We start from the raw sequence: 23440 nt of genomic DNA, 5'->3' as shown, positions 1-23440 counted from the left end.
CGACTGACGAGAACGCAGCGAGGCGCCGCCTGGGGGTCGCGCAGTAGGCCACGGACCTGGGAGACACACCCTTGACCTCAGCCGGTGGTGACGCGCAGGCTCAGCTCCAGGTGGCCGTCCTCGAGGTGCAGGGCCAGGCCGAGCGCCTGGAGCGCCTCGATCGACTCCCGCTCGGCGTCGCCGAGGGAGTCGCCACCGGCGGCGAGCAGCTGCTCGGTGACGGCGTCGGCGTTGAGGAAGAGGACGGAGTCGGCGTCGTCGGCGCCGGCGACCGCGGTGCGGTAGGCGTCGGTGTCGCCGAGGCCGCCGCCGTCGAGCAGGACGTCGGCGTAGTCGTCGGAGGTGGCCAGCACGTAGCCGTCGTCGGTGGTCCGCAGCGGCAGCTCGTCCAGCGGTGCGCCGGCGTCGGCGGCCAGGCCCTCGACGCGATCCCACAGGTCGGCGAACGCGTCCGGGTCGGTGACGACGCGGGCGCCGATCTCGACGCCGAACAGGCCGTCCGCGTCGTCGAGGTCCAGGTTGCTCGCGTCGGCGGCCACGACGAGGTCGTCGCCGAGGAGGGTGGCGAGGTCGTCGGGCAGGACGATGCCGGTCTGGGCCTCCAGCTCGGCCATCATCTCCGCGCCGTCGGGGATCGCCTCCAGCGACGTGTCCCAGGTGTCGCGCAGGTACTGGCCGGCGTCGTGCTGGCCGATGAACAGGGTGGTGTCGTCGGGCACGGACGCGTCGACGCCGCCACCGGCGAGAGCGCGGTACGAGCTGCCGCTGACCACACCGGCCAGCTCGGCGTACCGGTCGTCGAAGCGGAGGGACAGCGCGACGCTGCGGTACGTCTGGTCGACGACGTCGCGCAGGTCGTCCAGCGACGGCATGCCCTCGTCGCCGGCGCCGGCACCGAACGAGCCCGCCGACGCGTCGAACAGGTCGAACATGGCGCCGCCGGAGATCCACGCCGAGGCGATGCCCTGCTCACCGAGCAGGTCCATGGCCTCGGTGAACTCGGCGTTGTCGGCCAGCGACGAGTCGGCCGCGGCGCCCGCGTAGGCGTCGGCGTTCTCCTGGGTGTCGGTGACCAGCAGGTAGCCGTCGACGTAGGCGCGTCCGAGCCCTTCGGTCTCGGCGCCGTCGCCGCCGCAGCCGAGGATGCGGTCGATCGCGGCGGTGGCGGCGTCCTCGTCGCTGGCCTGCAGCGCGACGACGTAGCCCGGTGCGTCGGCGTCGCCCGCGGGCGGCGTCATGGCGGCGCCGATGCGCTCGCCGGCCCACGGTTCGACGTCCCTGGCGAAGTCGATGTCGCAGCCGGTGGACGCGGCCAGCTCGTCGACGAACCGCTCGCGCAGGTCGGCGTCCTCGTCGGTGATGCCGGTGGCCTCGGTGAACAGCGGGAAGTTCCGCAGGAACCGGAACGCCTCGATCTTCTGCCCGGCGGACGGGTCGAGGTCGAGCCGGACGTAGCCGATGGCGTCGGACGGGAGCACGTCGTGCGGCTGCGTGCCGCCGCCGTCGAGCGCCTGCCACGCGAACACCGCGCCGGGCACGACCAGCAGGACCGCCGCCGCGATGCCGCCGGCCAGCAGGCCGCGGCGCTTGCGCGGCACGATCGCCGGCTCGGCGTCGGCGGCGTCGGGGTAGGGGAGCGGCTGGCCGGACGGCGGCGGAGGCGGCGGGACCGGTCCGGGATCCGGCTCGTCCGGACCTGTGGGCGACCCTGGATACACCATGCTGACCTCCGCTTTCCCCCGTTGGTGCGCCGGACCCGGCCGGACGCGCGGCCCAGGGTAGCGGAAAGTCCCTCTTCATGGGTTGTGCCAACGTGTGGATGAGGTGTCACCATTGCGGCCTGGGCCGTGCGCCCGGGGGTGTCCGCACCACGCGTGATCAGTAGACTTGCGGAACGCACCTGACTCGCCCCGCCGTGGGGCGTTGGAGGAGAACGATGCAGGGAAACAACCCGATCTTCGGCCGGGCTGAGGGCTTCAACGGACGGCACGCGACCTACGACGCCGCCGCGCCGAGTGCTGAAGAACTGCAGAACATGTACGCCGCGCCGTCGGCGACGCCGGTGCAGACCGGGCGGATGACGTACGACGACGTCATCACGAAGACCGGCATCACTTTCGCGGTGCTGCTCGCCGGCGCCGTCATCGGCTGGATGAACCCGGGCCTGGCCATGATCGGCCTGATCGTCGGCCTGGTGCTCGGCCTGGTCAACGCGTTCAAGCGCAACCCGTCGCCGCCCCTGATCCTGGCCTACGCCGCGTTCGAGGGTCTGTTCGTCGGTGGCATCAGCCAGATCTTCGAGAACTACGCCGTCTCCGGCCGCCCGCTCGACGGCATCGTCGCGCAGGCCGTGCTCGGCACGCTGGGCGTGTTCGCGGCGACGCTGCTGGTCTACCGCAGCGGCAAGGTCCGGGTGACGCCGAGGTTCCGTCGCGGCGTCATGATCGCACTCATCGGCTACGGCATCTTCAGCCTGGTCAACCTGATGTTCATGTGGTTCGGCTCGTCCGACAGCGCCTTCGGCTTCCGCGACGGCTGGTTCGGCGTGCTGATCGGCCTGTTCGCGGTCGGCCTGGCGTCGTTCTGCCTGATCCTCGACTTCGACTTCATCGAGAAGGGCGTCAAGGCTGGGATTCCGGCCAAGTTCGCCTGGACGGCGGCGTTCGGCCTCACCGTCACGCTGGTCTGGCTCTACCTCGAGATCCTGCGGCTGCTGGCCATCCTCCGGGGTGAATGACCCCGGCGGCAGCGCCGCCTGACGTACGAACGGCCCGTCCCGTGCAGTTCACGGGGCGGGCCGTTCGTGTCAGCGTCTCAGCTGAAGTTGCGGGCGGCGCGGCGCAGGTCGGCCTCGTGCACGATGGCCGTCGCGTGGCCGTGCGCCAGCCCGTGTTCGTCGCGGAGCCATCTCACCCGGTCGTCGAACCGCAGGAAGGACGGTCCGGCCTCCAAGGCCGCGAACCACTCCGGGAGTTCTCGCCCGGTGACGCCGGGAACGCGGGCGAGAAGGTTGCGATGGGTCTCGTCGGAGTGATTCAGGCTCATGGCTGCCTCCGGGGTGTCGAGGTCTCCGTACATCGACTGTGCCGCAGGACTCCGGAGGGCACAACCCCTACACCCAAGACCATCTGGCCGCGGGGCGTCAGCCCATCCGCTCGAGGATGATCGCCATCCCCTGGCCCCCGCCGACGCACATCGTCTCCAGGCCGATCGACGCGTCGCGCGTGCGCAGGCCGTTCACCAAGGTCGTCATGATGCGTGCTCCGGTGGAGCCGAACGGGTGGCCGAGCGCGATGGCGCCGCCGTGCACGTTGAGCTTGTCGTACTCGATGCCGAGCTGCCGCGCGCTCGGGACCACCTGGGCGGCGAACGCCTCGTTGATCTCGACGAGGTCGACGTCGCCGATGGTCATGCCGGCGCGGTCCAGCGCCCGGCGGGTGGACTCGACTGGGCCGAGGCCCATGATCTCCGGCGACAGCGCCGACGTGGCCGTCGCGACGATGCGGGCGAGCGGCGTCAGGCCCAGCTCGCGGGCGCGGTCGTCGGACATGATCACGACGGCAGCGGCGCCGTCGTTGAGCGGCGTGCAGTTGCCCGCCGTCACCGTGCCGCCGGGCCGGAACACCGGCTGCAGCGCGGCCAGCTTCTCCAGCGTGGTGCCCGGCCGCGGGCTGTCGTCGGTGTCGACGACCTGGCCGTCGGGCCGGGTGATGGGGACGATCTCGCGGGCGAAGAAGCCGTCCTTCACCGCCTGCTCGGCCCGCGACTGGGAGAGGACGGCGAACTCGTCCTGCTCGGCGCGGGTGACGCCGGCGTAGGTGGCGACGTTCTCGGCGGTCTGGCCCATCTGGAGGTAGATGTCGGGCAGCTGACCGTCGTCGCGCGGGTCGTGCCACGTCTCGTTCGTCTCGGCGTACCTGGCCGTGCGCGCCTGCGCGTCGGCGAACGCCGGGTTCTGCGTCTCGGCCGGGTCGACGCCGGCGCCGCCGAAGCCGACGTACCGGGACACGCACTCGACGCCGGCCGACACGAACACGTCGCCCTCGCCGGCCTTGATCGCGTGGAACGCCATGCGCGCCGTCTGCACCGACGACGCGCAGAACCGGTTGATCGTCGCCGCCGGCATCGCGTCGAGCCCGAGCTGGACGGCGATGCGCCGCGCGACGTTGCCGCCGTGCTCGTCGCGCGGCTCCGCACACCCCACATACAGGTCGTCGATGGTCGCGGGGTCGAGCGCCGGGACCTGGTCGAGCGCCGCCCGGATGGTCGCGACGGCCAGGTCGTCCGGCCGCACGCCGACCAGGGACCCCTTGTAGGCCCGCCCGATCGGCGACCGCGCGGTGGCGACGATGACTGCCTCGGGCATGGCGGGCTCCTTCGACCGTGGGTTACTCGCTGGTAACTCCAGGATACCCGCCGCGCCCCGCGAGCGGGCCGGTGCGGCGGGGTCAGACCCGCTCGGGCGTCTCCGGCAGCGGCCGCCGGCGGCGGTTGCGCAGCTGGGCCCAGGGGCCGCGCGGCCCGCGGGCCCGGCCGCCCAGCGTCGCGGCGGCGACCTCGGTCCCGGCGTGGTCGGCGGCCGCGACCGCCGCGAGAGACACCGGCAGCACGCTGTCGCCGCGGCCGAGCTCGGGCGTCTCGTCGCCGGGAGCCCACAGGCCGAGCGCGCCGATCAGCGACGGCAGCACGGCGGCGGCCGCGTGCGCGTAGCCGGCCGACGACGGGTGGAACTGGTCCTCGCTGAACAGCTCGCCGGGCGCCGCGTCGAACTCGGGGCCGAGGATGGAGCCGAGCGAGACGGTGCGTCCGCCGGCCGCGACGACGGCCATCGTCTGGGCGGCGGCCAGCTGCCGGCTCGCGTGCCGGGCCAGCCAGCGCAGCGGCGGGCGGATCGGGCGGATGGTGCCGAGGTCGGGGCAGGTACCGACGACGACCTGGCAGCCGGTCTCGCGCAGCCGCCGCACGGCTTCGTCGAGCAGCCGGACGGACTCGGCCAGCTTCACCTGGTGGGTGATGTCGTTGCCGCCGACGATGAGCAGCGCGACGTCGGGGGCGGCGGCCTTCGCGCGGTCGAGCTGGTCGGCGAGGTCGGCCGTCTGGGCGCCGACCTGCGCGACGGTGGTGAGGGTGACCGGGCGGTGCGCGACCTCGGCCAGCCCGGCGGCGAGCAGCGCGCCGGGCGTCTCCTCGGCGGTCGCGACGCCGTACCCGGCCGCCGCGGAATCGCCTGCGACGACGAACGAGAGCGGCGGGTCGTCGCCGCTGCCGTAGCGGCCGTCGGGGTCGGGCGGGCCGCCGAGCGGGCGGCCGGTGATGGTGCGCCGGGCCAGCTTCGCCTGCAGCCGCAGCAGTCCGTAGCCGGCGGCGCCGATCAGGCTGAGCCCACCACCCCCGTACGCGGCGGCCGCGGCGAGACGACGTGCCGTCCGAGCGCTGACCATGCCGACCACCGTTCGACTCTAGCGAACCGGACGGCTCGGCCGAGGCGAGCCACGCCCTCGGCTAATCTCAGCAGCGTGGAGTACTACGAGAACGTCCTCGACCTCATCGGCAACACCCCGCTGGTCCGGCTGGGCGCCGTCGCCGAGGCGCTGCCGGCCACCGTGCTGGCGAAGGTCGAGTACCTGAACCCGGGCGGCTCGGTGAAGGACCGCATCGCCACCCGCATGATCGAGGACGCCGAGAAGGCCGGCCTCATCGGGCCCGGCGGCACCATCGTCGAGCCGACGAGTGGCAACACCGGCGTCGGGCTGGCGCTGGCGGCGCAGCGCAAGGGCTACCGCTGCATCTTCGTCTGCCCCGACAAGGTGAGCGAGGACAAGCGGAACGTGCTCAAGGCGTACGGCGCCGAGGTGGTGGTCTGCCCCACGGCGGTCGCGCCGGAGGACCCCGACTCTTACTACTCGGTCTCCGACCGGCTGGTCCGCGAGACCCCCGGCGCCTGGAAGCCCGACCAGTACTCCAACCCGGCGAACCCGCGCTCGCACTACGAGACCACCGGCCCGGAGCTGTGGAAGCAGACCGACGGCCGCATCACCCACTTCGTGGCGGGCATCGGCACCGGCGGCACCATCACCGGCGTCGGGCGCTACCTCAAGGAGGTGTCCGGCGGCCGGGTGCAGGTCGTCGGGGCCGACCCGGAGGGCTCGGTCTACTCCGGCGGCACCGGCCGGCCGTACCTCGTCGAGGGCGTCGGTGAGGACTTCTGGCCCACGACGTACGACACCGAGGTGTGCGACGAGATCGTCGCGGTGTCCGACAAGGACTCCTTCGACATGACCCGCCGGCTGGCCCGCGAAGAGGGCCTGCTGGTCGGCGGCTCCTGCGGGCTGGCCGTCGTGGCCGCGCTGCGGGTGGCCGAGCGGGCCGGGCCGGATGACGTCGTCGTGGTGCTGCTGCCCGACGGCGGTCGCGGCTACCTGTCCAAGGTCTTCGACGACGCCTGGATGACGTCGTACGGCTTCCTGCCGCCGGTCGAGGGCGCCACCGTCGGCGACGTCCTGCGCGGCAAGACCGGCGAGATGCCGGCGCTGGTGCACACCCACCCGGCCGAGACCGTCGCCGACGCCGTCCACATCCTGCGCGAGTACAACGTGTCGCAGATGCCGGTCGTGCGGGCCGAGCCGCCGGTCATGGCCGCCGAGGTGGCCGGCGCCGTCGTCGAGCGCGACCTGATGGACGCCCTGTTCACCGGCGCCGCGCACCTCACCGACCGCGTCGAGCGGCACATGTCGAAGGCGCTGCCCATGGTCGGCGCCGGCGAGGCCGTCACCGCCGCCGTCGACGCGCTGCGCACGGCCGACGCGCTGCTCGTCGTCGACGACGGCAAGCCGGTGGGCGTGCTGACCCGCACCGACCTCCTCGGCTACGTCGCCACGATCTGACCCGGAGCAGCGGCGTCAGGACTCGTCCAGCACGAGCGCGGTGGCGCCGCGGATCTCGACGACGCCGACGGTGGCGCCCGCCTCGAACGCGGACGTCCCGTCGTAGCTGCGCGCCGACCACACCTCGCCGGCCAGCTTGATCAGCCCGTTGTGGGCGTCGACGCGTTCGATGACGACGCCGCTCTGGCCGACCAGCGCCGCCGCGCCGAACGACGACGGGGTCGGTTTGAGCAGCCGCTTCTTCGCGATCGGCCGCACGACGCCGAGCAGTGCCACGGCGACCGCCACCGCGACCAGCACCTGGACGAGGAACTCCGCGCCCATGGCGGCCGCGACGGCGCCGCTGGCCGCGCCGATGGCCAGCATGAGGAAGAAGAAGTCGAGCGTCGTGAGTTCGATCGTCCCGAGGACGAGCGCGGTGCCGACCCATGCCAGCACCCAGGCGTGTTCGCCGAACCAGTCCCACATCGACTGCATGGCCGAAGTTTATTGACCATCGCCGTATTTGTGTCCATTGACACGATGTCAGGGTGTCGCGGAACCAGTCGCGGACGAAACGGGGCAATGCCCCCCGAGCCGGTCCGGCCCGGTGAAATTCCTGGTCGGAACGGTGTTGTCGGGTCCGCGACGGGGGGGCGGCTTCCGGTACCGTTCCCCGCGGTTCCGGGCCCGGCGAATTCCGTGCCGCCCCGGAGATCGTGATCATCGAATGCGAATCCATGTGCCGAATCGGAGTGAATCCTTGCGTTACCACTTGCGTCATCGTGTCCGCGTCGCGGGCGCCCTGCTGGCCACCGTCGTGGCCGGCACCGGCCTGCTCGGCACCGCCGGCGTCGCGTCGTCCGAGGAGACGCCGGATCCCGCGGTCACCCTGCTCGACCAGGCCTTCGAGACGCTGGACGTCCTGCCGCGCATCGTCGGCGGCGACCCGGCCGCCGAGGGTGACTATCCGTGGATGGTCCGCCTCGACATCGGCGGCGGGCTGTGCGGCGGTGCCCTGTACGCGCCGGACCTGGTGCTGACGGCGGCGCACTGCGTCGCGCCCGGCACCGGCCCGAACACCGACATCACCGCGCTGATCGGCTCGGTCGACCTCGCCGGCGAGGACATCGTCGAGGTCGGCGGCGAGTACGTCTGGTCGGCCAACGCCGAGGGCATCGGCGGCGGGTCACCCGACTGGGCGCTGATCCAGCTGGAGGAGCCGGTCGAGGACGTCCCGACGCTCGCCCTCGCCACCACCGACGAGTACGACGAGGGCATGTTCACGGTGGCCGGCTGGGGCACCGACGTCGAGGGCGGCGAGCAGCAGCAGTTCTTGCTCGAGGCCGAGGTGCCGTTCGTCTCCGACGACGAGTGCCTCGCCTCCTACCCGGACGACGAGGGCTGGGGCTTCGCGCCCGGCGTCGAGCTGTGCGCCGGCTTCGCCGAGGGCGGCATCGACAGCTGCCAGGGCGACTCCGGCGGCCCGCTGTTCCGCGAGGACGAGAACGGCGAGCAGGTCCAGGTCGGCATCGTCAGCTGGGGCAACGGCTGCGCCCGGCCGGACTACCCGGGCGTCTACACGCAGGTGAGCGCCGTCGCGGCGGCGATCGCGGACACCGCTGAGACCCGCACCGAGCCGGTCGTCGAGACCACCGCGGCGGAGACGACCATCGACACCCCGGTGACGATCGAGCTGGCCGGCAGCGACCCCGAGGGCGACGAGCTGGAGTTCAAGGTCTTCGCCCCGGAGTTCGGCGAGCTGAGCTACGAGGACGACCCGAGCACGCTCACCTACACCCCGGCGCCGGGCTTCGAGGGCGAGGACACGTTCTACGTCATCGCCAACGACGGCAAGATCGACTCCGCTCCCGCGCTCGTGACGGTGACGGTGGAGGGCGCGGCGCCGACACCGACCCCGACGCCCACCGAGCAGCCGACGGAGCAGCCCACGCAGGAGCCGACCGAGCAGCCGACGTCCACCCCGACCGACGACCCGGGCGACGGCGAGGAACTGCCGGACACCGGTGCCGGCGCCGGAACGGGCCTCGCGCTGGCGCTGCTGCTGGCCGGGGGCGCGGCCGCGGCGTTCCTCGCCCGGCGACGGCTGGCGACACACGGCTGAGTCGCAGCACCGATCGACGGCGGCGTCGCCCCATCTCGGGGGCGGCGCCGCCGTCGTGCATAGTGAGGCGCCGGCCACGTCGTCATAGAGGGTGAGGCGACGGCGAGGAGCGGATGTGGACGCGGCGGCGGAACGTGAGTTCACGGAGTTCGTGGCGGCGCGATCGACGGCGCTGCTGCGGGTCGCGGTGGTGCTCACCGGCGACCGGCACCGGGCCGAGGACCTCGTGCAGGGCGCGCTGGCCAAGCTGGCCGGACGCTGGTGGACGGTCGACGACCCGGGAGCCTACGTCCGCCGCATCATCTACCACGACCACGCCCGATGGTGGCGGCGCCGGTCGGCCCGGTCCGAGGTGCTCGGCGCGACCGTGCCGGAGCAGCCGCAGGCCGACCGCGCCGTCGACGCCGTCCGCCGGCTCGACCTGCGCTCCGCGTTGCGGCTGCTCGGGCCGCGGCAGCGTGCGGTCCTGGTGCTCCGGTACCTGGAGGACCTGCCCGAGGCCGAGGTCGCCGAGATCATGGGCTGCTCGGTCGGGACGGTGCGCAGCCAGGCGCATCGTGCGCTGGCCCGGTTGCGCACCCTCGTGCCGGAGCTCGATGAACGCACCGACGACGTGGAGGAGCTGCGACGATGAGCATCGAGACGAACCTGCGAGCCGCCCTGGAAGAGGCGGCCGACGACGCCCTGCCGGTGCCCGGCCTGGCCGCCACGGCGTGGCGCCGGGCCCGCCGGCGCCGCACCGCCGCCCGGAGCGTGGTGGCCGTCGGCGCGGTGGCCGCCGTCGCCGTGCCGGCCGGCATGGTCGCGCTCGGCCGCGACGACGACGCGCCCGGCCTCGCCGCAGGGGCAGACATTCAGGCGGAGCCTGAGTGGCGCGAGCTGACCGGCGACGAGCTGACGGCCGCGGTCGACACCTGCTTCGCCGGCCACCAGGATCCGGCCGAAGCCTGGGATTCGCTACACGGAGTCCAGCTGACCGAACCTGCGTCGCCCGAGGCGCTGGCCACCTGGGTGGTCGCCGGGCCCACAGGCGAGGAACTGGTCTGGTGTGCGCTCCCGTCAGGAGGGGACGGCTACCCGCAGCTGCCGCTGGGGCGTCCGGTGGTGGACGAACCGGAGGCGCTGATCGTGGAGGTGGGCATGGGGGCCGGCAGCTATGCCGACCCGGCGACGCGGGTGACCGTCCAGTACGCGGACGGGCCGGAGCAGGACGCCGTGCTGTGGAACGGATACTGGTTCGATCCGACGGGCCGCATCCGGCTGATCGACCAGGAACGGCCGTGCGAAGGGCCGTTGCCGTACGTCGTGCGCGCCTACGCCGACGACGGGGAACTCCTGTCCGAGGTGCTGGACGACGGTCAGATCGGCGAGATCCCCAGCGGAACGGCCGCCGTCACGTGTCAGCCGTGACTGCCCGGCCGCTCTGAGATCGGTCCGAGAACCGTGTGAGAGCATGATCCGCATGGCCTCCCGAGTGCGTCGCGCCGGTCATCGCGGCCGGGGGCGTCGCCGGGCACCGGACTCACCGCCGCCGTGTCGCCGGGGCCGCCGTGTCGCCGGGTTCGCTCTCGGGCTGGCCGTGCTGGGCTTCGCCGGCTGGACGCTGATGCCCGACGGCGAGCCGATGGCGGGCAACGCGGCCACGCCGCCGCCGGAGCGGCACGCCCCCAAGATGGTCGTCGTCATGGCGGCCGAACGGCCGCCGCCACGGCCCACCGCCACGCCGACGCCGTCCACCCCGGAGGTCCCCGCCACGGGGCCCGGCACCTTCACCGTCACGCCCGGCGAGAGCGGCCGGGCCGGCACCGGCAGCACCCTGCTCACGTACACCGTCGAGATCGAGACCGGGCTGCCGTTCGACCCGATCGAGGTGGCCGCGGTCGTCGACGCCACGCTGGCCGACCCGCGCAGCTGGATCGCCGACGGCCACCGCTCGTTCCAGCGGGTGCCGTCGGACGGCGACCTGCGCATCCTGGTCGCCAGCCCGGACACCACAGACCAGTTGTGCGCGCCGCTGCGCACCCGCGGCGAGGTGTCCTGCCGCAACGGCGACAACGTGGTGCTGAACGGGCTGCGCTGGGCGGTCGCCGTCCCGCACTACAACGGCGACGTCGCCGGCTACCGCCAGTACGTCGTCAACCACGAGGTCGGCCACGCCCTCGGCCAAGGCCACGTCGACTGCCCCGGGCCGGGCGAGGTGGCGCCGGTGATGCTGCAGCAGACCTACGGCCTGGACGGCTGCCTGGCCAACAGCTGGCCCTACCCCTGACGAAGGGTCGGGGAGGCGTCCTGTTGCAGCGGCGATCTTGATCGACCTACTGTGACGCGGGTGGCGGAGATCTATATGTACGCCGACGAGACGGGCAATCTGGACTACGACGTCTCGGCTGGCAAGCAGGGCGCTTCGACGTACTTCGGCTTCGGGACCGCGGTCTTCGATCGTGAGCACGGCAAGGAGCTGTGGGACGGCCTCTGCCTGCGTGCACGCCTCGAGAGCCGAGGCCTCAACCTCCCCCGAGGGTTTCATGCGAAGAACGACACGCAGGCCACCAAGTCCGAGATGTTCTCTCTCATCAAAGAGCAACAGCCACGCTTCGACCTGACGTTCCTCCTCAAAGAGAACGCCTACGCAGGGGTACGAGAGCGCGGTGAAATGGGGCTGTACAGAATGGCCTGGTATCTCCACTTCAAGGAGATCGCCAAGCAGGTCGCCGAAGCGGACGACACCTTGTACGCGATTGTCAGCTCGTTCGGAACACATGCCCGAGCGACGGCGGCGCGAGCAGCCATCCGTGAGGTCTGCGACCAGGTCAGCCGGAGGATCGTCCTCTGTGTATGGGACGGCGCGACGTCGTGGGGGTTGCAGGTAGCCGACTACGGTCTCTGGGCGGCGCAGCGGGTGCTTGAAGGGAGACGGTGTGGTTGGTGGGAGCCGTGCGTCAAGCCGACCGTACAGTCGTTCTTCTTGCCGTGGAACCGGGCAACGTGAAGAGACCGGCTATCCCCGTTGGGGAAGAGGCCCCCTGGGCCTCTTGTCGCCGGTCTCCGCTACAAGAAGCGTAGCAACCTGAGTGATCGAACGTCTATGCACCTGCATGGCCGGTCGTTCATGGCTGGGATCGCCGTGCTCAGAGCGCCGTGCCGGTGCCGATGGGGCAGGAGACGCCGGTGCCGGCGAGGCCGCAGTAGCCGTTCGGGTTCTTCGCGTCACTCAGGTACTGCTGGTGGTAGTCCTCGGCGTAGTAGAACGCACCCAGCGGTTCGACCTCCGTGGTGATGTCGTCGTGGCCGGCCGCCCGCAGCTTGGCCGCGTATGCGTCGCGCCCGGCGAGCGCGGTCTCGAGTTGCGCCGGTGACGTCGTGTAGACGGCCGAGCGGTACTGCGACCCGATGTCGTTGCCCTGACGCATGCCCTGGGTGGGGTCGTGCTCCTCCCAGAACGCCTTCAGCAGGCCCGCGAAGCTGATGACGGCGGGATCGAAGACGACGCGGACGACCTCGGCGTGACCGGTGCGGCCGGTGCATACCTCTTCGTAGGACGGGTTCGGCGTGTACCCGCCGGCGTAGCCGACGGCGGTGGTCCAGACGCCGGGCAGCCGCCAGAAGATCCGCTCGGCACCCCAGAAACAGCCCATGCCGAAGACGGCCTCCTGGTACCCGGCCGGCGGCTCTGCCTCGATCGGGGTGCCGAGGACGGTGTGCATGCCGGCCAGCCCGAACGGACGGGCGTCGCGGCCGGGCAGCGCCTCCTCGGGGCCGACCTTCTTCGTCTTCACCAAGCGATCGAACAGCGACATTCGCAGACACCTCCATAGAGGTGAACACCGGGGACGGTCGCTGCGTTCCCCGCCCGGCTCAGGCGACGGCGACGACGGGGTCCGCGGCGGCGCGGCCGTCCGCCGTCACCGCCCGGAACGCCTGCTCCAGCGCCTCGACGGCGGGGCCGATGACGTCCGCGGGGTGCGTGTACGGCAGCCGCAGCCACCGCTCGAACGCGCCGTCGACGCCGAAGCGCGGGCCGGCCGCGAGCCTGATGCCGTGCCGCTCCGCCGCGCCGGCCAGCCGGCTGGACACCGGCGCGCCGAGGTCGCACCACAGCACCAGCCCACCCGCCGGCACCCGCGCGCGCCACGTCGGCAGCCGCCGCGCCAGCGCCGCCACCAGCGCGTCGCGGCGGGTGCGCAGCTCCGCCCGGTGGGCCGGAAGCGCCGCGTCGAGACCGCCGAGCAGTTCGGCGACGGCGAGCTGCTCGACCACCGCCGACCCCATGTCGACGCCGGCCCGGACGGCGGCCAGCCGGCGGATCAGCGCGGTGCTCGCGCGCGCCCACCCGATCCGCAGCCCGCCCCACAGCGTCTTGCTCGCGCTGCCGACGGTGACGGTGAGGTCGTCGGGCAGGTAGGTGGCCAGCGGCGGTGGCACCGGCCCGTCCAGCGCCAGCTCGACCAGTGTCTCGTCGACGACGGTGAGCGTGCGGCTGCGGGTGAGGACGGCGCCCAGGTCGCGCCGCTCGGCGTCGGTGGCCAGCAGCCCGGTCGGGTTGTGGAAGTCGGGCATCAGGTAGGCCAGCCGGGGCGCGGTCTGCCGGACGGCGGCCGCCATGGCGCCGAGGTCCCAGCCGTCGCCGGCCAGCGGCACCGGGACAGCGGTGGCGCCGTGCCGCCCGATCGCGTCCAGTGCGTTCGGATACGTCGGCTGCTCCACCAGCACGCGGTCGCCGACGCCGGTGGCCAGCTGCAGGACCAGCGTGAACGCGTGCTGCGCGCCGGATGTCACGAGCACCTGGGCGGGCAGCGTGGGCAGGCCGCGCGCCGTCAGCCGGTCGGCGACGGCCGCGCGCAGCTCCGGCAGCCCGAACAGGTGGTACCCGGAGCCGGGCAGGTGCCGCGGCAACTGCTCGAGCGCGGCATCGTAGGCGCGGCGCACCTCGGCCGGGGCCTCCGGCGCGGCGTGCGCGAGGTCGAGCAGGTCCGAGCCGTCGGAGGCCCACGGCGTCCACCACGGGGCAGCGCCCGGCTCGCCGTCGCGTGCCCCGCCACGGGACGGCGGCAGCGCGGTCCGGGTGCCCGAGCCCTGCCGGCTGACGGCGAACCCGCCGTCGCGCAGCTCGTCGTAGGCCGCGGTGACCGTCGTCCGGCTGACGCCCAGGGCGGCGGCCAGGCCGCGTTCGCCGGGCAGCCGCGTCTCCAGCGGCAGCCGGCCGTCGAGCACCAGCCGCCGGATCGACGCCGCGACGCGGGCGTACGCCGGACCGCCGGCTTCGGACCGGTCGCCGATCATCGTCGCCAGTTGCGGGCCTGTGACAGTGCGCACAAGTCCACTCTGGCACGATTGGCTATGGAAGAACAGGCCACTTGTCGGTGAGTATGGGTCCGTGATGACGCGCCGCCTGACCCAGCTCTTCGCCGGACTCCTGCTCTACGGCTTCAGCATGGGCCTGCTCGTCGAGGCCGGCCTCGGCCTGGACCCGTGGGACGTGCTGCACCAGGGCATCGCCGAGCGCACCGGCCTCACCATCGGCACCATCGTCATCCTGGTCGGCGTCGTGGTGTTGCTGCTGTGGATTCCGCTGCGGCAGCGGCCCGGCGTCGGCACCATCGCCAACGCGCTGCTGGTCGGGCTGGCCGCCGACGCGTCCATCTGGCTGCTGCCGTCGCCGGAGCCGCTGGCCGTGCAGATCGTGTTCCTGGTCTCCGGCGTGGTGCTGAACGCCGTCGCCACCGCTGCCTACATCGGCGCCCGGCTCGGGCCCGGCCCGCGCGACGGCCTGATGACCGGGCTGGTCCAGCGCACCGGCCATTCGGTGCGAGTGGTCCGGACCTCCATCGAGGTGATGGTGCTCGCCACCGGCTGGCTGCTCGGCGGCACCGTCGGCGCCGGGACCGTGGTGTATGCGCTCGCGATCGGCCCGCTGGTGCACCTGCTGCTGCCGAAGTTGCAGGTCCGTGAGCCGGTTCGCGTCGCCGCCGCTCCCGCGGCGACGTAGAGTCGCATCTCGTGCACGGATTCGAGACGCGAGCCATCCACGCGGGCCAGGAGCCCGACCCCCGGACCGGTGCGGTCATCACGCCCATCTACGCCACCAGCACGTACGCCCAGGACGGCGTCGGCGGGCTGCGCGAGGGGTACGAGTACAGCCGCACCGCCAACCCCACGCGCACTGCGCTCGAAGAGTGCATCGCCGCGCTCGAGGGCGGCGTCCGGGGCCTCGCGTTCGCCAGCGGCATGGCCGCCGAGGACACCCTGCTGCGCACCGTGCTGAAGCCTGGCGACCACGTCGTCATCCCGGACGACGCCTACGGCGGCACGTTCCGGCTGGTCAGCAAGGTCGCCGAACGGTGGGGCGTCAGCTGGACGGCGGCGCCGGTCACCGACGTCGCGGCGGTCCGGGCGGCGGTGCGTCCCGAGACGAAGCTGATCTGGGTCGAGACGCCCACCAACCCGCTGCTCAGCGTCGCCGACATCACCGCCCTCGCGACGGTGTCGCGCGACGCCGGTGTGCTGCTGGTCGTCGACAACACGTTCGCCACGCCGTACCTGCAGCAGCCGCTGGCACTCGGCGCCGACGTCGTCGTCCACTCGACCACCAAGTACTGCGGCGGCCACTCCGACGTCGTCGGCGGCGTGCTGGTCGTCTCCGACGCCGCTCTCGGCGACGAGCTGGCCTACCACCAGAACGCCATGGGCGCCGTCGCCGGCCCGTTCGACGCGTGGCTGGTGCTGCGCGGGCTGAAGACGCTCGCCGTCCGCATGGACCGCCACTGCGACAACGCCGAGCGCGTCGTCCAGCTGCTCGAAGGGCACCCGCGGGTGTCGCAGGTGCTGTACCCGGGGCTGCCCGGGCATCCCGGCCACGACGTCGCCGTCAAGCAGATGAGCCGGTTCGGCGGCATGGTGTCGTTCCGCCTGGCCGACGGCGAGCAGGCCGCCGTCGACGTCTGCAACAGCACCCGGCTGTTCACGCTGGGCGAGTCGCTGGGCGGCATCGAGTCGTTGATCGAGCACCCCGGCCGCATGACGCACGCCAGCGCCGCCGGTAGCGTGCTCGAGGTGCCCGGCGACCTCGTCCGGCTCTCCGTCGGCATCGAGACCGTCGAAGACCTCCTCGCCGACCTCGGCCAGGCGCTGGGCTGACCCTTCCCCGTGCCGCGCGGCGCCCGCTAGGGTGTGCCGACGCCGCGTGAAATCGAGGGACTGATGAGCTTCTACGACGACCGGGACCAGCGCTGGGGCAATCCCACCTGGGCGCCCCAGCCGGCGGCCGGCGAGCCGTCCGGGCTGGGTGGCCTGCGCACCGCGCTGACCGTGCTGCTGGCGATCATCGCGGCGGCCAGCGTGCTGTCCATCGCCGCCTATGCCGGTCGCATCGGCTACGTCGGTGAGGTCATCGACAGCGGCAGCATCGACCGGCAGCGGGCCGAGGACGCCGACGGGTTCGTGGCCGTGGCCGTGATCCTCTGGGTCCTGGTGTTCCTCGCGACCGCGGTGGTGTTCATCGTGTGGCAGTACCGGCACGCGAAGAACGGCCGCCTCCTCGGCGCGCAGGGTGGCGTCAGCGGCCCCGGCTGGGCGATCGGCGGCTGGTTCATCCCGCTGGCGAACCTGGTGATCCCGGCGATCAACCTGCACGGCAACGCCCGCCACAGCACGACCGCCGCCGAGCGGCGCGGGCCGGGGATCGTCGTGGTGTGGGCGATCTGCCTCGGGGTCTCGGCCTCTCTCGACCGGGCCGCCGCGGCGGGTGCGCCCGATGCCCTGGACGCCGACTATCTCGACCGGCTGCAGAACTCCGACGGCCTCTCGCTGGCGGCGAACGTCGGCTACATCGCGGCGGCGGTGCTGGCCGTCGTCATGGTGCGGACGCTGACGACGCGCCAGGAGGCGGCGCTCGCGGCCCGGACGGCGTCGGCCGGCGGGCAGCGGCCGTACGCCGCGTGGCCGGCCGCCCCGCCCGGGCCGCCGCCGGCCGGGTCGCCGGGGTATGGACCGCCGCCGGACGGCCCGGCCGCACCGCCCGCCCCGCCGCCTCCGCCCGCCCCCTGACCCGCACGAACGCGAACGGCCGGCGACCCCTGGAGGTCGCCGGCCGTCGGTAGGACGCGGATCAGGACGTGGCGGCCTCGCGCAGCGCCGGCAGCACCTCGGCGCCGATGCGCCGGATGGTGTCGGCCGGGTCGGCGCTGGCCACCTGGATCGCCACGTAGTCGGCCCCGACGTCGTGCACGAGGGGGCGGTACGCCTCGGTGAGCTGGTCGAGGTCGCGGACGATCGTGTACTTGCTGAGGATCTCCTGCCGGTCCATGGCGTCGGCGCGCTCGCGCAGCACCATGGGGTCGGCGACCTCGAGCCGGCCGGGCGCGCGCAGGCCCCGCATCGAGACCAGCGCCTCCCACGCCTCGTCGTCGCTGCCCGCGAGAACGACCCAGCGGGTGGCCATCACGGTGGTGTCGGCCCCACGGGCCGCAGCGGCCTCGCGGTACGGCGTGATGATGTTGGCGACGGTCTCGGCGGGGTCCTTGACGCTGGTGATGAGGCCCTCGCAGGTCTCACCGGCGAACGTCGCGGACTTCGGGCCGCCGGCCGCCATCCAGACCGGTGTGCGCCCGATGGGCGGGCTGTACAGCTTCGCCGTCCGGGCCTGGTAGAACTCGCCGTCGATGTCGAGCTTCTCGCCGGCGAGCAGGCCGTGCATGATGGTCAGCGCCTCGCGCATGCGGGCGATGCGCTCCTTGTAGCCGGGGAACGCGTATCCCAGCGGCGCTTCGTTGATGGCCTCGCCGGTGCCGACGCCCAGGATGAACCGGCCGTTGGAGAGCCGGTCGACGGTGGCGGCGGCCTGCGCGATCAGCGCCGGGTGGTAGCGGAACAGCGGGGCGGTGACGCTGGTGGCCAGCTCGACCCTGGACGTGGCCTGCGCGACGGCGCCGAACCAGGACCAGACGTAGCTGGCGGCCGAGACGTCGTCGACCCACGGGTGGAAGTGGTCGGCCCCGGTGACGACGTCGAATCCCACCTGTTCGGCGAGGACGGCGTGCTCCAGCAGGACCTCGGGCTGGTAGGACTCATGACTGCACAACCAGGCTAGTTTCACTGTCTCACTCTATATCTTGTATCCGGGCACGGCTAGATGCGCGTGCAGGTCGAGAAGCGATCATAGGCAGCCGGGTGACAGGATCGTCGTCATGAGTACTGTCTCCATGGCGGACGTGGAAGCCGCGCGCGAGCTATTGCGCGACGTCGTGCGGCCCACTCCGCTCGAGGACTCCCGCTGGCTGGCCGGACGGGTCGGCGGTCGAGTCCATCTGAAGTGCGAGAACCTGCAGCGCGCCGGATCGTTCAAGATCCGCGGCGCTTACGTGCGCATCGCCCGGCTGTCCGAACAGGAGCGCGCCAGCGGCGTGGTGGCGGCCAGCGCCGGCAACCACGCCCAGGGCGTCGCGCTCGCGGCCAGCATGCTGCACACGAAGGCGACGGTGTTCATGCCCGAGGGTGCGGCCATCGTCAAGGAGAAGGCCACCCGGGCCTACGGCGCCGATGTGCGCTTCGCCGGCGCCAGCATCGACGACGCCCTGCTCGCGGCGCGCGCGTTCGCCGCCGAGACCGGCGCCGTGCTCATCCACCCGTTCGACCACCCCGACATCGTGGCCGGTCAGGCCACCGTGGGCATGGAGATCCTGGAGCAGTGCCCGGACGTTCGCACCATCGTCGTCGGCACCGGCGGCGGCGGCCTGACGGCGGGCATCTCGCTGGCCGTGCACCACCTCAAGCCGGGCGTCCGCGTGGTCGGCGTGCAGGCCGAGGGTGCCGCGGCCTACCCGACGTCGCTGGCGGAGGGGAAGCCGGTCGCGTTGGAGCGGATGACGACCATGGCCGACGGCATCGCGGTCGGCTGCCCCGGCGACGTCCCGTTCGCGATGATCCAGGAGTACGTCGAGTCCGTCGTCACCGTCTCCGAGGAGTCGCTGTCGCGGGCGCTGGTGCTGCTGCTCGAGCGGGCCAAGCTGGTGGTCGAGCCGGCCGGCGCGGCCGCCGTGGCCGCGCTGCTGGACGACCCCGGCGCGTACGAGCCGCCGGTCGTCGCCGTCCTGTCCGGCGGCAACATCGACCCGCTGCTGCTGTTGCGGGTCATCCGGCACGGCATGGCCGCCGCCGGACGGTACCTCGCGCTGCGGGTCCGGGTGCCCGACGCTCCCGGCGGGCTGGCCCGGCTGCTGGCCGACCTCGCGTCCGTCGACGCCAACGTGCTCGACGTCGTGCACGAGCGCACCGCGTCGACGCTGTCGATCGACGAGGTCGAGATCGCCCTGCAGCTGGAGACCCGTGGTCCGGAGCACTGCGAGCGAGTGCTGGGCAGACTGCGCGAGGCGGGCTATCGACTTGCCATTTCAGAAGACTGACCTATCAATCTGGAAGGCGCGCTTGACGTTTTGGTAGTTCAGGTTCCACCATGGGGGCATGAACACCCTCAGCGTGCGTGAGATCCTCGAGCAGGTGGCCGACGGGCGGCTCGACCCCACCCGGGCGGCCGTCCTGCTCGACCAGATCGAGGACGCGACGGTGGTCGCGCCCACCGGCGCCGAGACCACCGAGTCCGCGGGCGCAGCGACGGCCGACCCCGTCAACGCGACCACCGGGACCGCTGGGACGTCCGCCGGAGCGGCCGCGGGGGCCGCGGCCGGCGCCGGAACCGCTGGGCGGTCCGGACCCTCGGGCGGCCCGGTCACCGCGCAGCGCATCACCCGGGTCCAAGTGCGGGCCACCTCGCGGCGGGTGGTCATCCTCGGCGACCCCAGCGTCGCCACGGTGGCCGTCAACGGCCAGCACACGGTGCGGCGCGACGGCGCCACACTGCAGGTCACCGGAGAGTCCGAGCTGATGCCGGGCGACGGCGCGTTCGTGCTGCTCGCGGGCGGGCGCTGGCGCGACATCGCCAGCCGCTTCCAGAACCCCGGCCAGCTGCTCGACCTCCACGTCCGGGTCAACCCCGAACTCTCCGTCGGCGCCGAGGTCATCGCCGGCTCGCTCCAGATCGACCACGTGCCGGCGCTCGACCACGTCCGCGTCACGGCGGGGTCGCTGCGGGCGCACGGCCTGGCCGCGCCGGTCGACCTCCTGGTCCAGGCCGGGTCGGCGCAGGTCGAAACGCGGCAGGTGGTGGGCCACTCGCGCATGCGCTGCGAGTCCGGCTCGCTGCAGCTGACGCTGCTCGACGGCTCCGACGTCCGCATCCATTCCGACGTCCAGCTCGGCCGGTTCCGCACGGTGCCCGAGCGCACCGGGCGCGACCGCGACCGCGACATCGTGCTCGGCACCGGCGCCGGGCAGATCCAGGCCGAGGTGGTCATGGGCGACATCACCGTCCGCCTGCCCGAGGGGACGCTCCGATGATCGGCGGTTTCTCGCAGCACCTGCACCAGCCGCCGTCCGACTGCCCGGTCTGCGGGGTGAAGCTGCACGTCACCCGGCTCGGCTGCGAGTCCTGCGGCACCGAGCTGTCCGGCCGGTTCGCCCCCTGCCCGTACTGTTCGCTCACCGCGCAGGATCAGAAAATCCTTGGCACCTTCCTGGTGTCCCGGGGCAATATGAGGGAGCTCGCGCGAGAGTTGGGGGTGAGCTACCCGACCGCCCGGCAGCGTTTCGCCGAGCTACTCGAGCGACTCGGCCTCGAGACGCCGGCCGAGACCGGCGCTCCCGCCGCTGGCGCCGTCGACCGCGAGGAGATCCTGCGCCGGCTGGCCGCCGGCGAGCTGGACCTCGACGAGGCGACTGCGCTACTCGGCTGAGGTTGATAGTAGAAGACTTCGCTTATATAAGTAATAGCTGGCACTGGTAGCCGCCGGGGACGGGCGCGCCGATGCGGCCCGACCTTGTCGGGGGCACCTGCCACGATGCCTCCAACCCACACGAGAGGACACCACCGTGAACGCCATCACCGCCGAGGGTCTGGTCAAGACCTTCGGCTCCGGGGAGAAGGCCGTGAAGGCCGTCGGGGGCGTCGACCTCGTCGTGCCCGAGGGCACCGTGGTCGGTCTGCTCGGGCCGAACGGCGCCGGCAAGACCACCACGGTTCGCATGCTTACCACCCTGCTCGCGCCCGACGCCGGGCGGGCCGTCGTCGCCGGTCACGACGTCGTCCGGGAACCGCAGGCGGTGCGCTCGAAGATCGGCCTCTCCGGCCAGTACGCCGCGGTCGACGAGAACCTCACCGGCCGCGAGAACCTCTGGCTGTTCGGCCGTCTCTACCAGCTGTCCAGCAAAGAGGCGTCCAAGCGTGCGGCCGAGCTGCTCGAGCAGTTCAACCTCGCCGACGCCGCCGACCGCACGCTGAAGACGTACTCCGGCGGCATGCGGCGCCGGCTCGACCTCGCCGGCAGCCTCATCGTCCACCCGCAGGTGCTGTTCCTCGACGAGCCCACCACCGGACTCGACCCCAGCAGCCGGCTCGACCTCTGGGACGTCATCCGCGAGCGGGTGGCCGAGGGCTCCACCATCCTGCTGACCACCCAGTACCTCGAAGAGGCCGACGCGCTGGCCGACAACATCGTGGTCATCGACCACGGCGTCATCATCGCCCAGGGCACCGCCGACCAGCTCAAGGCGCAGATCGGCGGCGAGCGCATCGAGGTCATCGTGCACGAGCCCGAGGCGCTGGGGAAGGCCGAGCAGGTGCTCAACGTCGGCAGCGGCGGCCAGTGCGTCCGCGACGACCACACCCGCAAGCTCACGGTGCCCACGCACACCGGCTCGAAGGGTCTGATGCAGGTCATCCGCGACCTCGACGAGGCCGGGGTGGGCATCGACGACATCGCGCTACGCCGGCCCACGCTCGACGACGTATTCGTCAAGCTCACCGGCCGGCACGCGGAGGACGACGACACGCAGGCCGAGACGGCCCAGGGGAGTGCATCGTGACCACCGACGTCATGCCGACCGCCGCCGCGCCCAGTCGCGTCGGCTTCAACCAGGCATTCACCGACGCCATGACCATCACGTGGCGCAACATCCGGGCCGGCTGGCGAGTCCCGGACAACCAGATCTACATGTTCATCCAGCCGATCATGTTCGTGCTGCTGTTCGCGTACGTGTTCGGCGGCGCCATCAACGTGCCGGGCGTCGACTACGTCGACTTCCTCATGGCCGGCATCTTCGTGCAGACCATGGCGTTCGCCTGTGCGCCGGCCAGCGTCGGCCTCGCCGACGACATGCAGAAAGGCCTGATCGACCGGTTCCGCTCGCTGCCGATGGCGCGGTCCGCGGTCATCGCGGGGCGGGTGATCGCCGACCTGGTCAACCAGTTCATCGTGCTGGTCATCATGATCGTCTGCGGCTTCATCGTGGGTTGGACGTTCCACAACGGGTTCGGCCAGTTCCTGGCGGCTGTCGGGCTGCTCATGTTGTTCGCGTTCGCCATGCTCTGGGTCGGCGCGTTCATCGGCCTGTCGGTCGGCAGCCCTCAGGTCGCGGCGTCCGCCGGGCTGATCTGGCTGTTCCCGGTCGTCTTCATGTCCAACGTCTTCGTCGACCCGTCGACCATGCCGGCCGTCGTCCAGGCGATCGCCGAGTGGAACCCGGTCAGCGCCATCGCGTCCGGCGCGCGCGAGCTGTTCGGCAACCAGAGCCTGGTCCAGTCCGATGCCTGGCCGATGCAGCACTCGGTGGTCGCCGCGCTGCTGTGGTGCCTCTTGATCGTCGCGGTCTTCGCACCGCTGGCGGTGCGCAAGTACAAGAAGGCGGCCAGCAAGTAACGGCCGCCGAACACGACGCCGCCCGCCCGGTCGCGATGACCGGGCGGGCGGCGTCGGTGCGTGCGGGGGAGCTCAGGCGCCGTACGGCTTGGCGTTCACGACCTCGACGGTGATGGTGGCGCCGTTGGGCGCCTGGTAGGACGCCTTCTCGCCGACCTTCTTGCCGCTGATGGCGGCGCCGAGCGGCGACTTCAGGGAGTAGACGTCGATGTCGACGGAGTCGTCGAGCGAGGCCAGCTCGCGCGATCCGAGCAGGAACCGCTCGGCGGCGTCGTCGCCCTCGAACTTGACCTCGATGATCATGCCGGGCTCGACCACGCCGTCGTCCGGCGGGTCGCCGACCTGCGCGCGCTGGAGCAGCTGCTGCAGCTGATGGATGCGGGCTTCCTGCTTGCCCTGCTCGTCCTTGGCTGCGTGGTACCCGCCGTTCTCGGACAGATCGCCTTCGGAGCGCGCCTCTTCGATCTGTCGCGCGATCTCGAGCCGGGCCGGCCCCATCAGGTGCTCGAGCTCCTGCTTGAGGCGGTCGTAGGCATCTTGGGTGAGCCAAGCAACGTTGTCGCTGGTAGCGGTCACGGCAACTGCTCCTCGGGTTGTCTATAGTTGCGTCGCACGTCGTATGGGTGTGCTTCGCCGCCGGGCCGTTCGCCCGGTCCAAGTGCTGACGGGGAAAGAACAAGAATACAAGCAATGTGGCAAGCCGACGA

General features: G+C 72.2%; 24 protein-coding genes. 15 read left to right on the top strand and 9 right to left on the bottom strand.

Annotated elements, in window-relative coordinates; genetic code table 11:
• Positions 1 to 77: 77 nt before the first annotated feature.
• Positions 78 to 1721, bottom strand: coding sequence for a DUF3352 domain-containing protein (locus ACW62_RS33865; protein ID WP_053203486.1), 1644 nt, complete (start codon positions 1719 to 1721; stop codon positions 78 to 80).
• Positions 1722 to 1936: 215 nt separating this feature from the next.
• Between ACW62_RS33865 and ACW62_RS07740 the strand changes: the two genes are divergently transcribed.
• Positions 1937 to 2737, top strand: a complete 801-nt coding sequence (locus tag ACW62_RS07740) for a Bax inhibitor-1/YccA family protein (protein ID WP_083459406.1) — start codon at positions 1937 to 1939, stop codon at positions 2735 to 2737.
• A 77-nt stretch (positions 2738 to 2814) separates the two neighbouring features.
• Here ACW62_RS07740 and ACW62_RS07735 read toward each other — a convergent pair whose 3' ends face one another.
• The 3 genes from ACW62_RS07735 to ACW62_RS07725 form a co-directional block, all read right to left on the bottom strand.
• Entirely contained in the window at positions 2815 to 3045 is a 231-nt protein-coding gene (locus ACW62_RS07735; protein ID WP_053203485.1) for a DUF4287 domain-containing protein, read from the bottom strand.
• A gap of 97 nt (positions 3046 to 3142) precedes the next feature.
• The gene (locus ACW62_RS07730) at positions 3143 to 4366 is read right to left on the bottom strand and encodes an acetyl-CoA C-acetyltransferase (protein ID WP_053203484.1); all 1224 of its coding nucleotides are present in this window, start codon (positions 4364 to 4366) and stop codon (positions 3143 to 3145) included.
• A gap of 82 nt (positions 4367 to 4448) precedes the next feature.
• The gene (locus ACW62_RS07725) at positions 4449 to 5441 is read right to left on the bottom strand and encodes an SGNH/GDSL hydrolase family protein (RefSeq protein ID WP_053203610.1); all 993 of its coding nucleotides are present in this window, start codon (positions 5439 to 5441) and stop codon (positions 4449 to 4451) included.
• A 75-nt stretch (positions 5442 to 5516) separates the two neighbouring features.
• Here ACW62_RS07725 and ACW62_RS07720 point away from each other — a divergent pair, with 75 nt between their 5' ends.
• Positions 5517 to 6884 carry a cystathionine beta-synthase gene (locus ACW62_RS07720; RefSeq protein ID WP_053203483.1) on the top strand — a complete coding sequence of 456 codons (1368 nt, stop codon included), beginning with the start codon at positions 5517 to 5519 and terminating at the stop codon, positions 6882 to 6884.
• 15 nt (positions 6885 to 6899) lie between these two features.
• Here ACW62_RS07720 and ACW62_RS07715 read toward each other — a convergent pair whose 3' ends face one another.
• Positions 6900 to 7361, bottom strand: coding sequence for an NfeD family protein (locus ACW62_RS07715; RefSeq protein WP_205629198.1), 462 nt, complete (start codon positions 7359 to 7361; stop codon positions 6900 to 6902).
• A 277-nt stretch (positions 7362 to 7638) separates the two neighbouring features.
• Between ACW62_RS07715 and ACW62_RS34665 the strand changes: the two genes are divergently transcribed.
• The 5 genes from ACW62_RS34665 (at position 7639) to ACW62_RS07690 (ending at position 11977) form a co-directional block, all read left to right on the top strand.
• The gene (locus ACW62_RS34665) at positions 7639 to 8988 is read left to right on the top strand and encodes a trypsin-like serine protease (protein WP_205629197.1); all 1350 of its coding nucleotides are present in this window, start codon (positions 7639 to 7641) and stop codon (positions 8986 to 8988) included.
• A 115-nt stretch (positions 8989 to 9103) separates the two neighbouring features.
• Positions 9104 to 9622: a SigE family RNA polymerase sigma factor gene (locus ACW62_RS07705; protein WP_053203482.1), complete on the top strand. Its 519-nt coding sequence runs from the start codon at positions 9104 to 9106 to the stop codon at positions 9620 to 9622.
• On the top strand, positions 9619 to 10398 hold the full coding sequence (locus ACW62_RS07700; protein ID WP_053203481.1) for a hypothetical protein: 780 nt from the start codon (positions 9619 to 9621) through the stop codon (positions 10396 to 10398). Before ACW62_RS07705 ends, ACW62_RS07700 begins: the two co-directional genes overlap by 4 nt.
• Positions 10399 to 10567: 169 nt before the next feature.
• On the top strand, positions 10568 to 11257 hold the full coding sequence (locus ACW62_RS07695) for a DUF3152 domain-containing protein (protein ID WP_205629196.1): 690 nt from the start codon (positions 10568 to 10570) through the stop codon (positions 11255 to 11257).
• A 60-nt stretch (positions 11258 to 11317) separates the two neighbouring features.
• The gene (locus tag ACW62_RS07690; RefSeq protein ID WP_205629195.1) at positions 11318 to 11977 is read left to right on the top strand and encodes a DUF3800 domain-containing protein; all 660 of its coding nucleotides are present in this window, start codon (positions 11318 to 11320) and stop codon (positions 11975 to 11977) included.
• Positions 11978 to 12116: 139 nt separating this feature from the next.
• Here ACW62_RS07690 and msrA read toward each other — a convergent pair whose 3' ends face one another.
• Together msrA and yczR are read right to left on the bottom strand one after the other, a co-directional pair.
• Positions 12117 to 12785 carry a peptide-methionine (S)-S-oxide reductase MsrA gene (gene msrA / locus ACW62_RS07685; protein WP_053203480.1) on the bottom strand — a complete coding sequence of 223 codons (669 nt, stop codon included), beginning with the start codon at positions 12783 to 12785 and terminating at the stop codon, positions 12117 to 12119.
• A gap of 58 nt (positions 12786 to 12843) precedes the next feature.
• On the bottom strand, positions 12844 to 14301 hold the full coding sequence (yczR, locus tag ACW62_RS07680) for a MocR-like transcription factor YczR (RefSeq protein WP_205629194.1): 1458 nt from the start codon (positions 14299 to 14301) through the stop codon (positions 12844 to 12846).
• A 64-nt stretch (positions 14302 to 14365) separates the two neighbouring features.
• Between yczR and yczE the strand changes: the two genes are divergently transcribed.
• From yczE to ACW62_RS07665, 3 genes are all read left to right on the top strand, one after another.
• A complete protein-coding gene (gene yczE / locus ACW62_RS07675; protein ID WP_205629193.1) occupies positions 14366 to 14974 on the top strand; it encodes a membrane protein YczE in 609 nt (202 codons plus the stop codon).
• 11 nt (positions 14975 to 14985) lie between these two features.
• Entirely contained in the window at positions 14986 to 16122 is a 1137-nt protein-coding gene (locus ACW62_RS07670) for a cystathionine gamma-synthase (protein ID WP_053203477.1), read from the top strand.
• A gap of 63 nt (positions 16123 to 16185) precedes the next feature.
• Positions 16186 to 17031, top strand: a complete 846-nt coding sequence (locus ACW62_RS07665; RefSeq protein ID WP_053203476.1) for a DUF4328 domain-containing protein — start codon at positions 16186 to 16188, stop codon at positions 17029 to 17031.
• Positions 17032 to 17092: 61 nt separating this feature from the next.
• Here the strand turns inward: ACW62_RS07665 and ACW62_RS07660 are convergent, their stop codons facing one another.
• Positions 17093 to 18079, bottom strand: a complete 987-nt coding sequence (locus ACW62_RS07660; RefSeq protein WP_053203475.1) for a TIGR03557 family F420-dependent LLM class oxidoreductase — start codon at positions 18077 to 18079, stop codon at positions 17093 to 17095.
• A gap of 91 nt (positions 18080 to 18170) precedes the next feature.
• Here ACW62_RS07660 and ilvA point away from each other — a divergent pair, with 91 nt between their 5' ends.
• From ilvA to ACW62_RS07635, 5 genes are all read left to right on the top strand, one after another.
• Positions 18171 to 19385, top strand: coding sequence for a threonine ammonia-lyase (ilvA, locus tag ACW62_RS07655; RefSeq protein WP_053203474.1), 1215 nt, complete (start codon positions 18171 to 18173; stop codon positions 19383 to 19385).
• A gap of 58 nt (positions 19386 to 19443) precedes the next feature.
• The gene (locus tag ACW62_RS07650) at positions 19444 to 20376 is read left to right on the top strand and encodes a hypothetical protein (RefSeq protein WP_053203473.1); all 933 of its coding nucleotides are present in this window, start codon (positions 19444 to 19446) and stop codon (positions 20374 to 20376) included.
• Positions 20373 to 20771: a DUF2089 domain-containing protein gene (locus ACW62_RS07645; RefSeq protein ID WP_053203472.1), complete on the top strand. Its 399-nt coding sequence runs from the start codon at positions 20373 to 20375 to the stop codon at positions 20769 to 20771. Before ACW62_RS07650 ends, ACW62_RS07645 begins: the two co-directional genes overlap by 4 nt.
• 136 nt (positions 20772 to 20907) lie before the next feature.
• On the top strand, positions 20908 to 21900 hold the full coding sequence (locus ACW62_RS07640) for an ATP-binding cassette domain-containing protein (protein ID WP_053203471.1): 993 nt from the start codon (positions 20908 to 20910) through the stop codon (positions 21898 to 21900).
• Complete coding sequence (locus ACW62_RS07635) at positions 21897 to 22733, top strand: ABC transporter permease (protein WP_240477263.1); 837 nt, start codon at positions 21897 to 21899, stop codon at positions 22731 to 22733. Before ACW62_RS07640 ends, ACW62_RS07635 begins: the two co-directional genes overlap by 4 nt.
• Positions 22734 to 22805: 72 nt before the next feature.
• On the opposite strand, the gene greA is transcribed toward ACW62_RS07635, so the two are convergent.
• A complete protein-coding gene (greA, locus tag ACW62_RS07630) occupies positions 22806 to 23309 on the bottom strand; it encodes a transcription elongation factor GreA (protein ID WP_053203470.1) in 504 nt (167 codons plus the stop codon).
• Between the last annotated feature and the right edge of the window lie 131 nt (positions 23310 to 23440).

Origin of the sequence: Jiangella muralis (assembly GCF_001270745.1) — a bacterium.
Lineage (GTDB): Bacteria > Actinomycetota > Actinomycetes > Jiangellales > Jiangellaceae > Jiangella > Jiangella muralis.
This window is presented reverse-complemented; position numbering and strand designations above follow the sequence as displayed.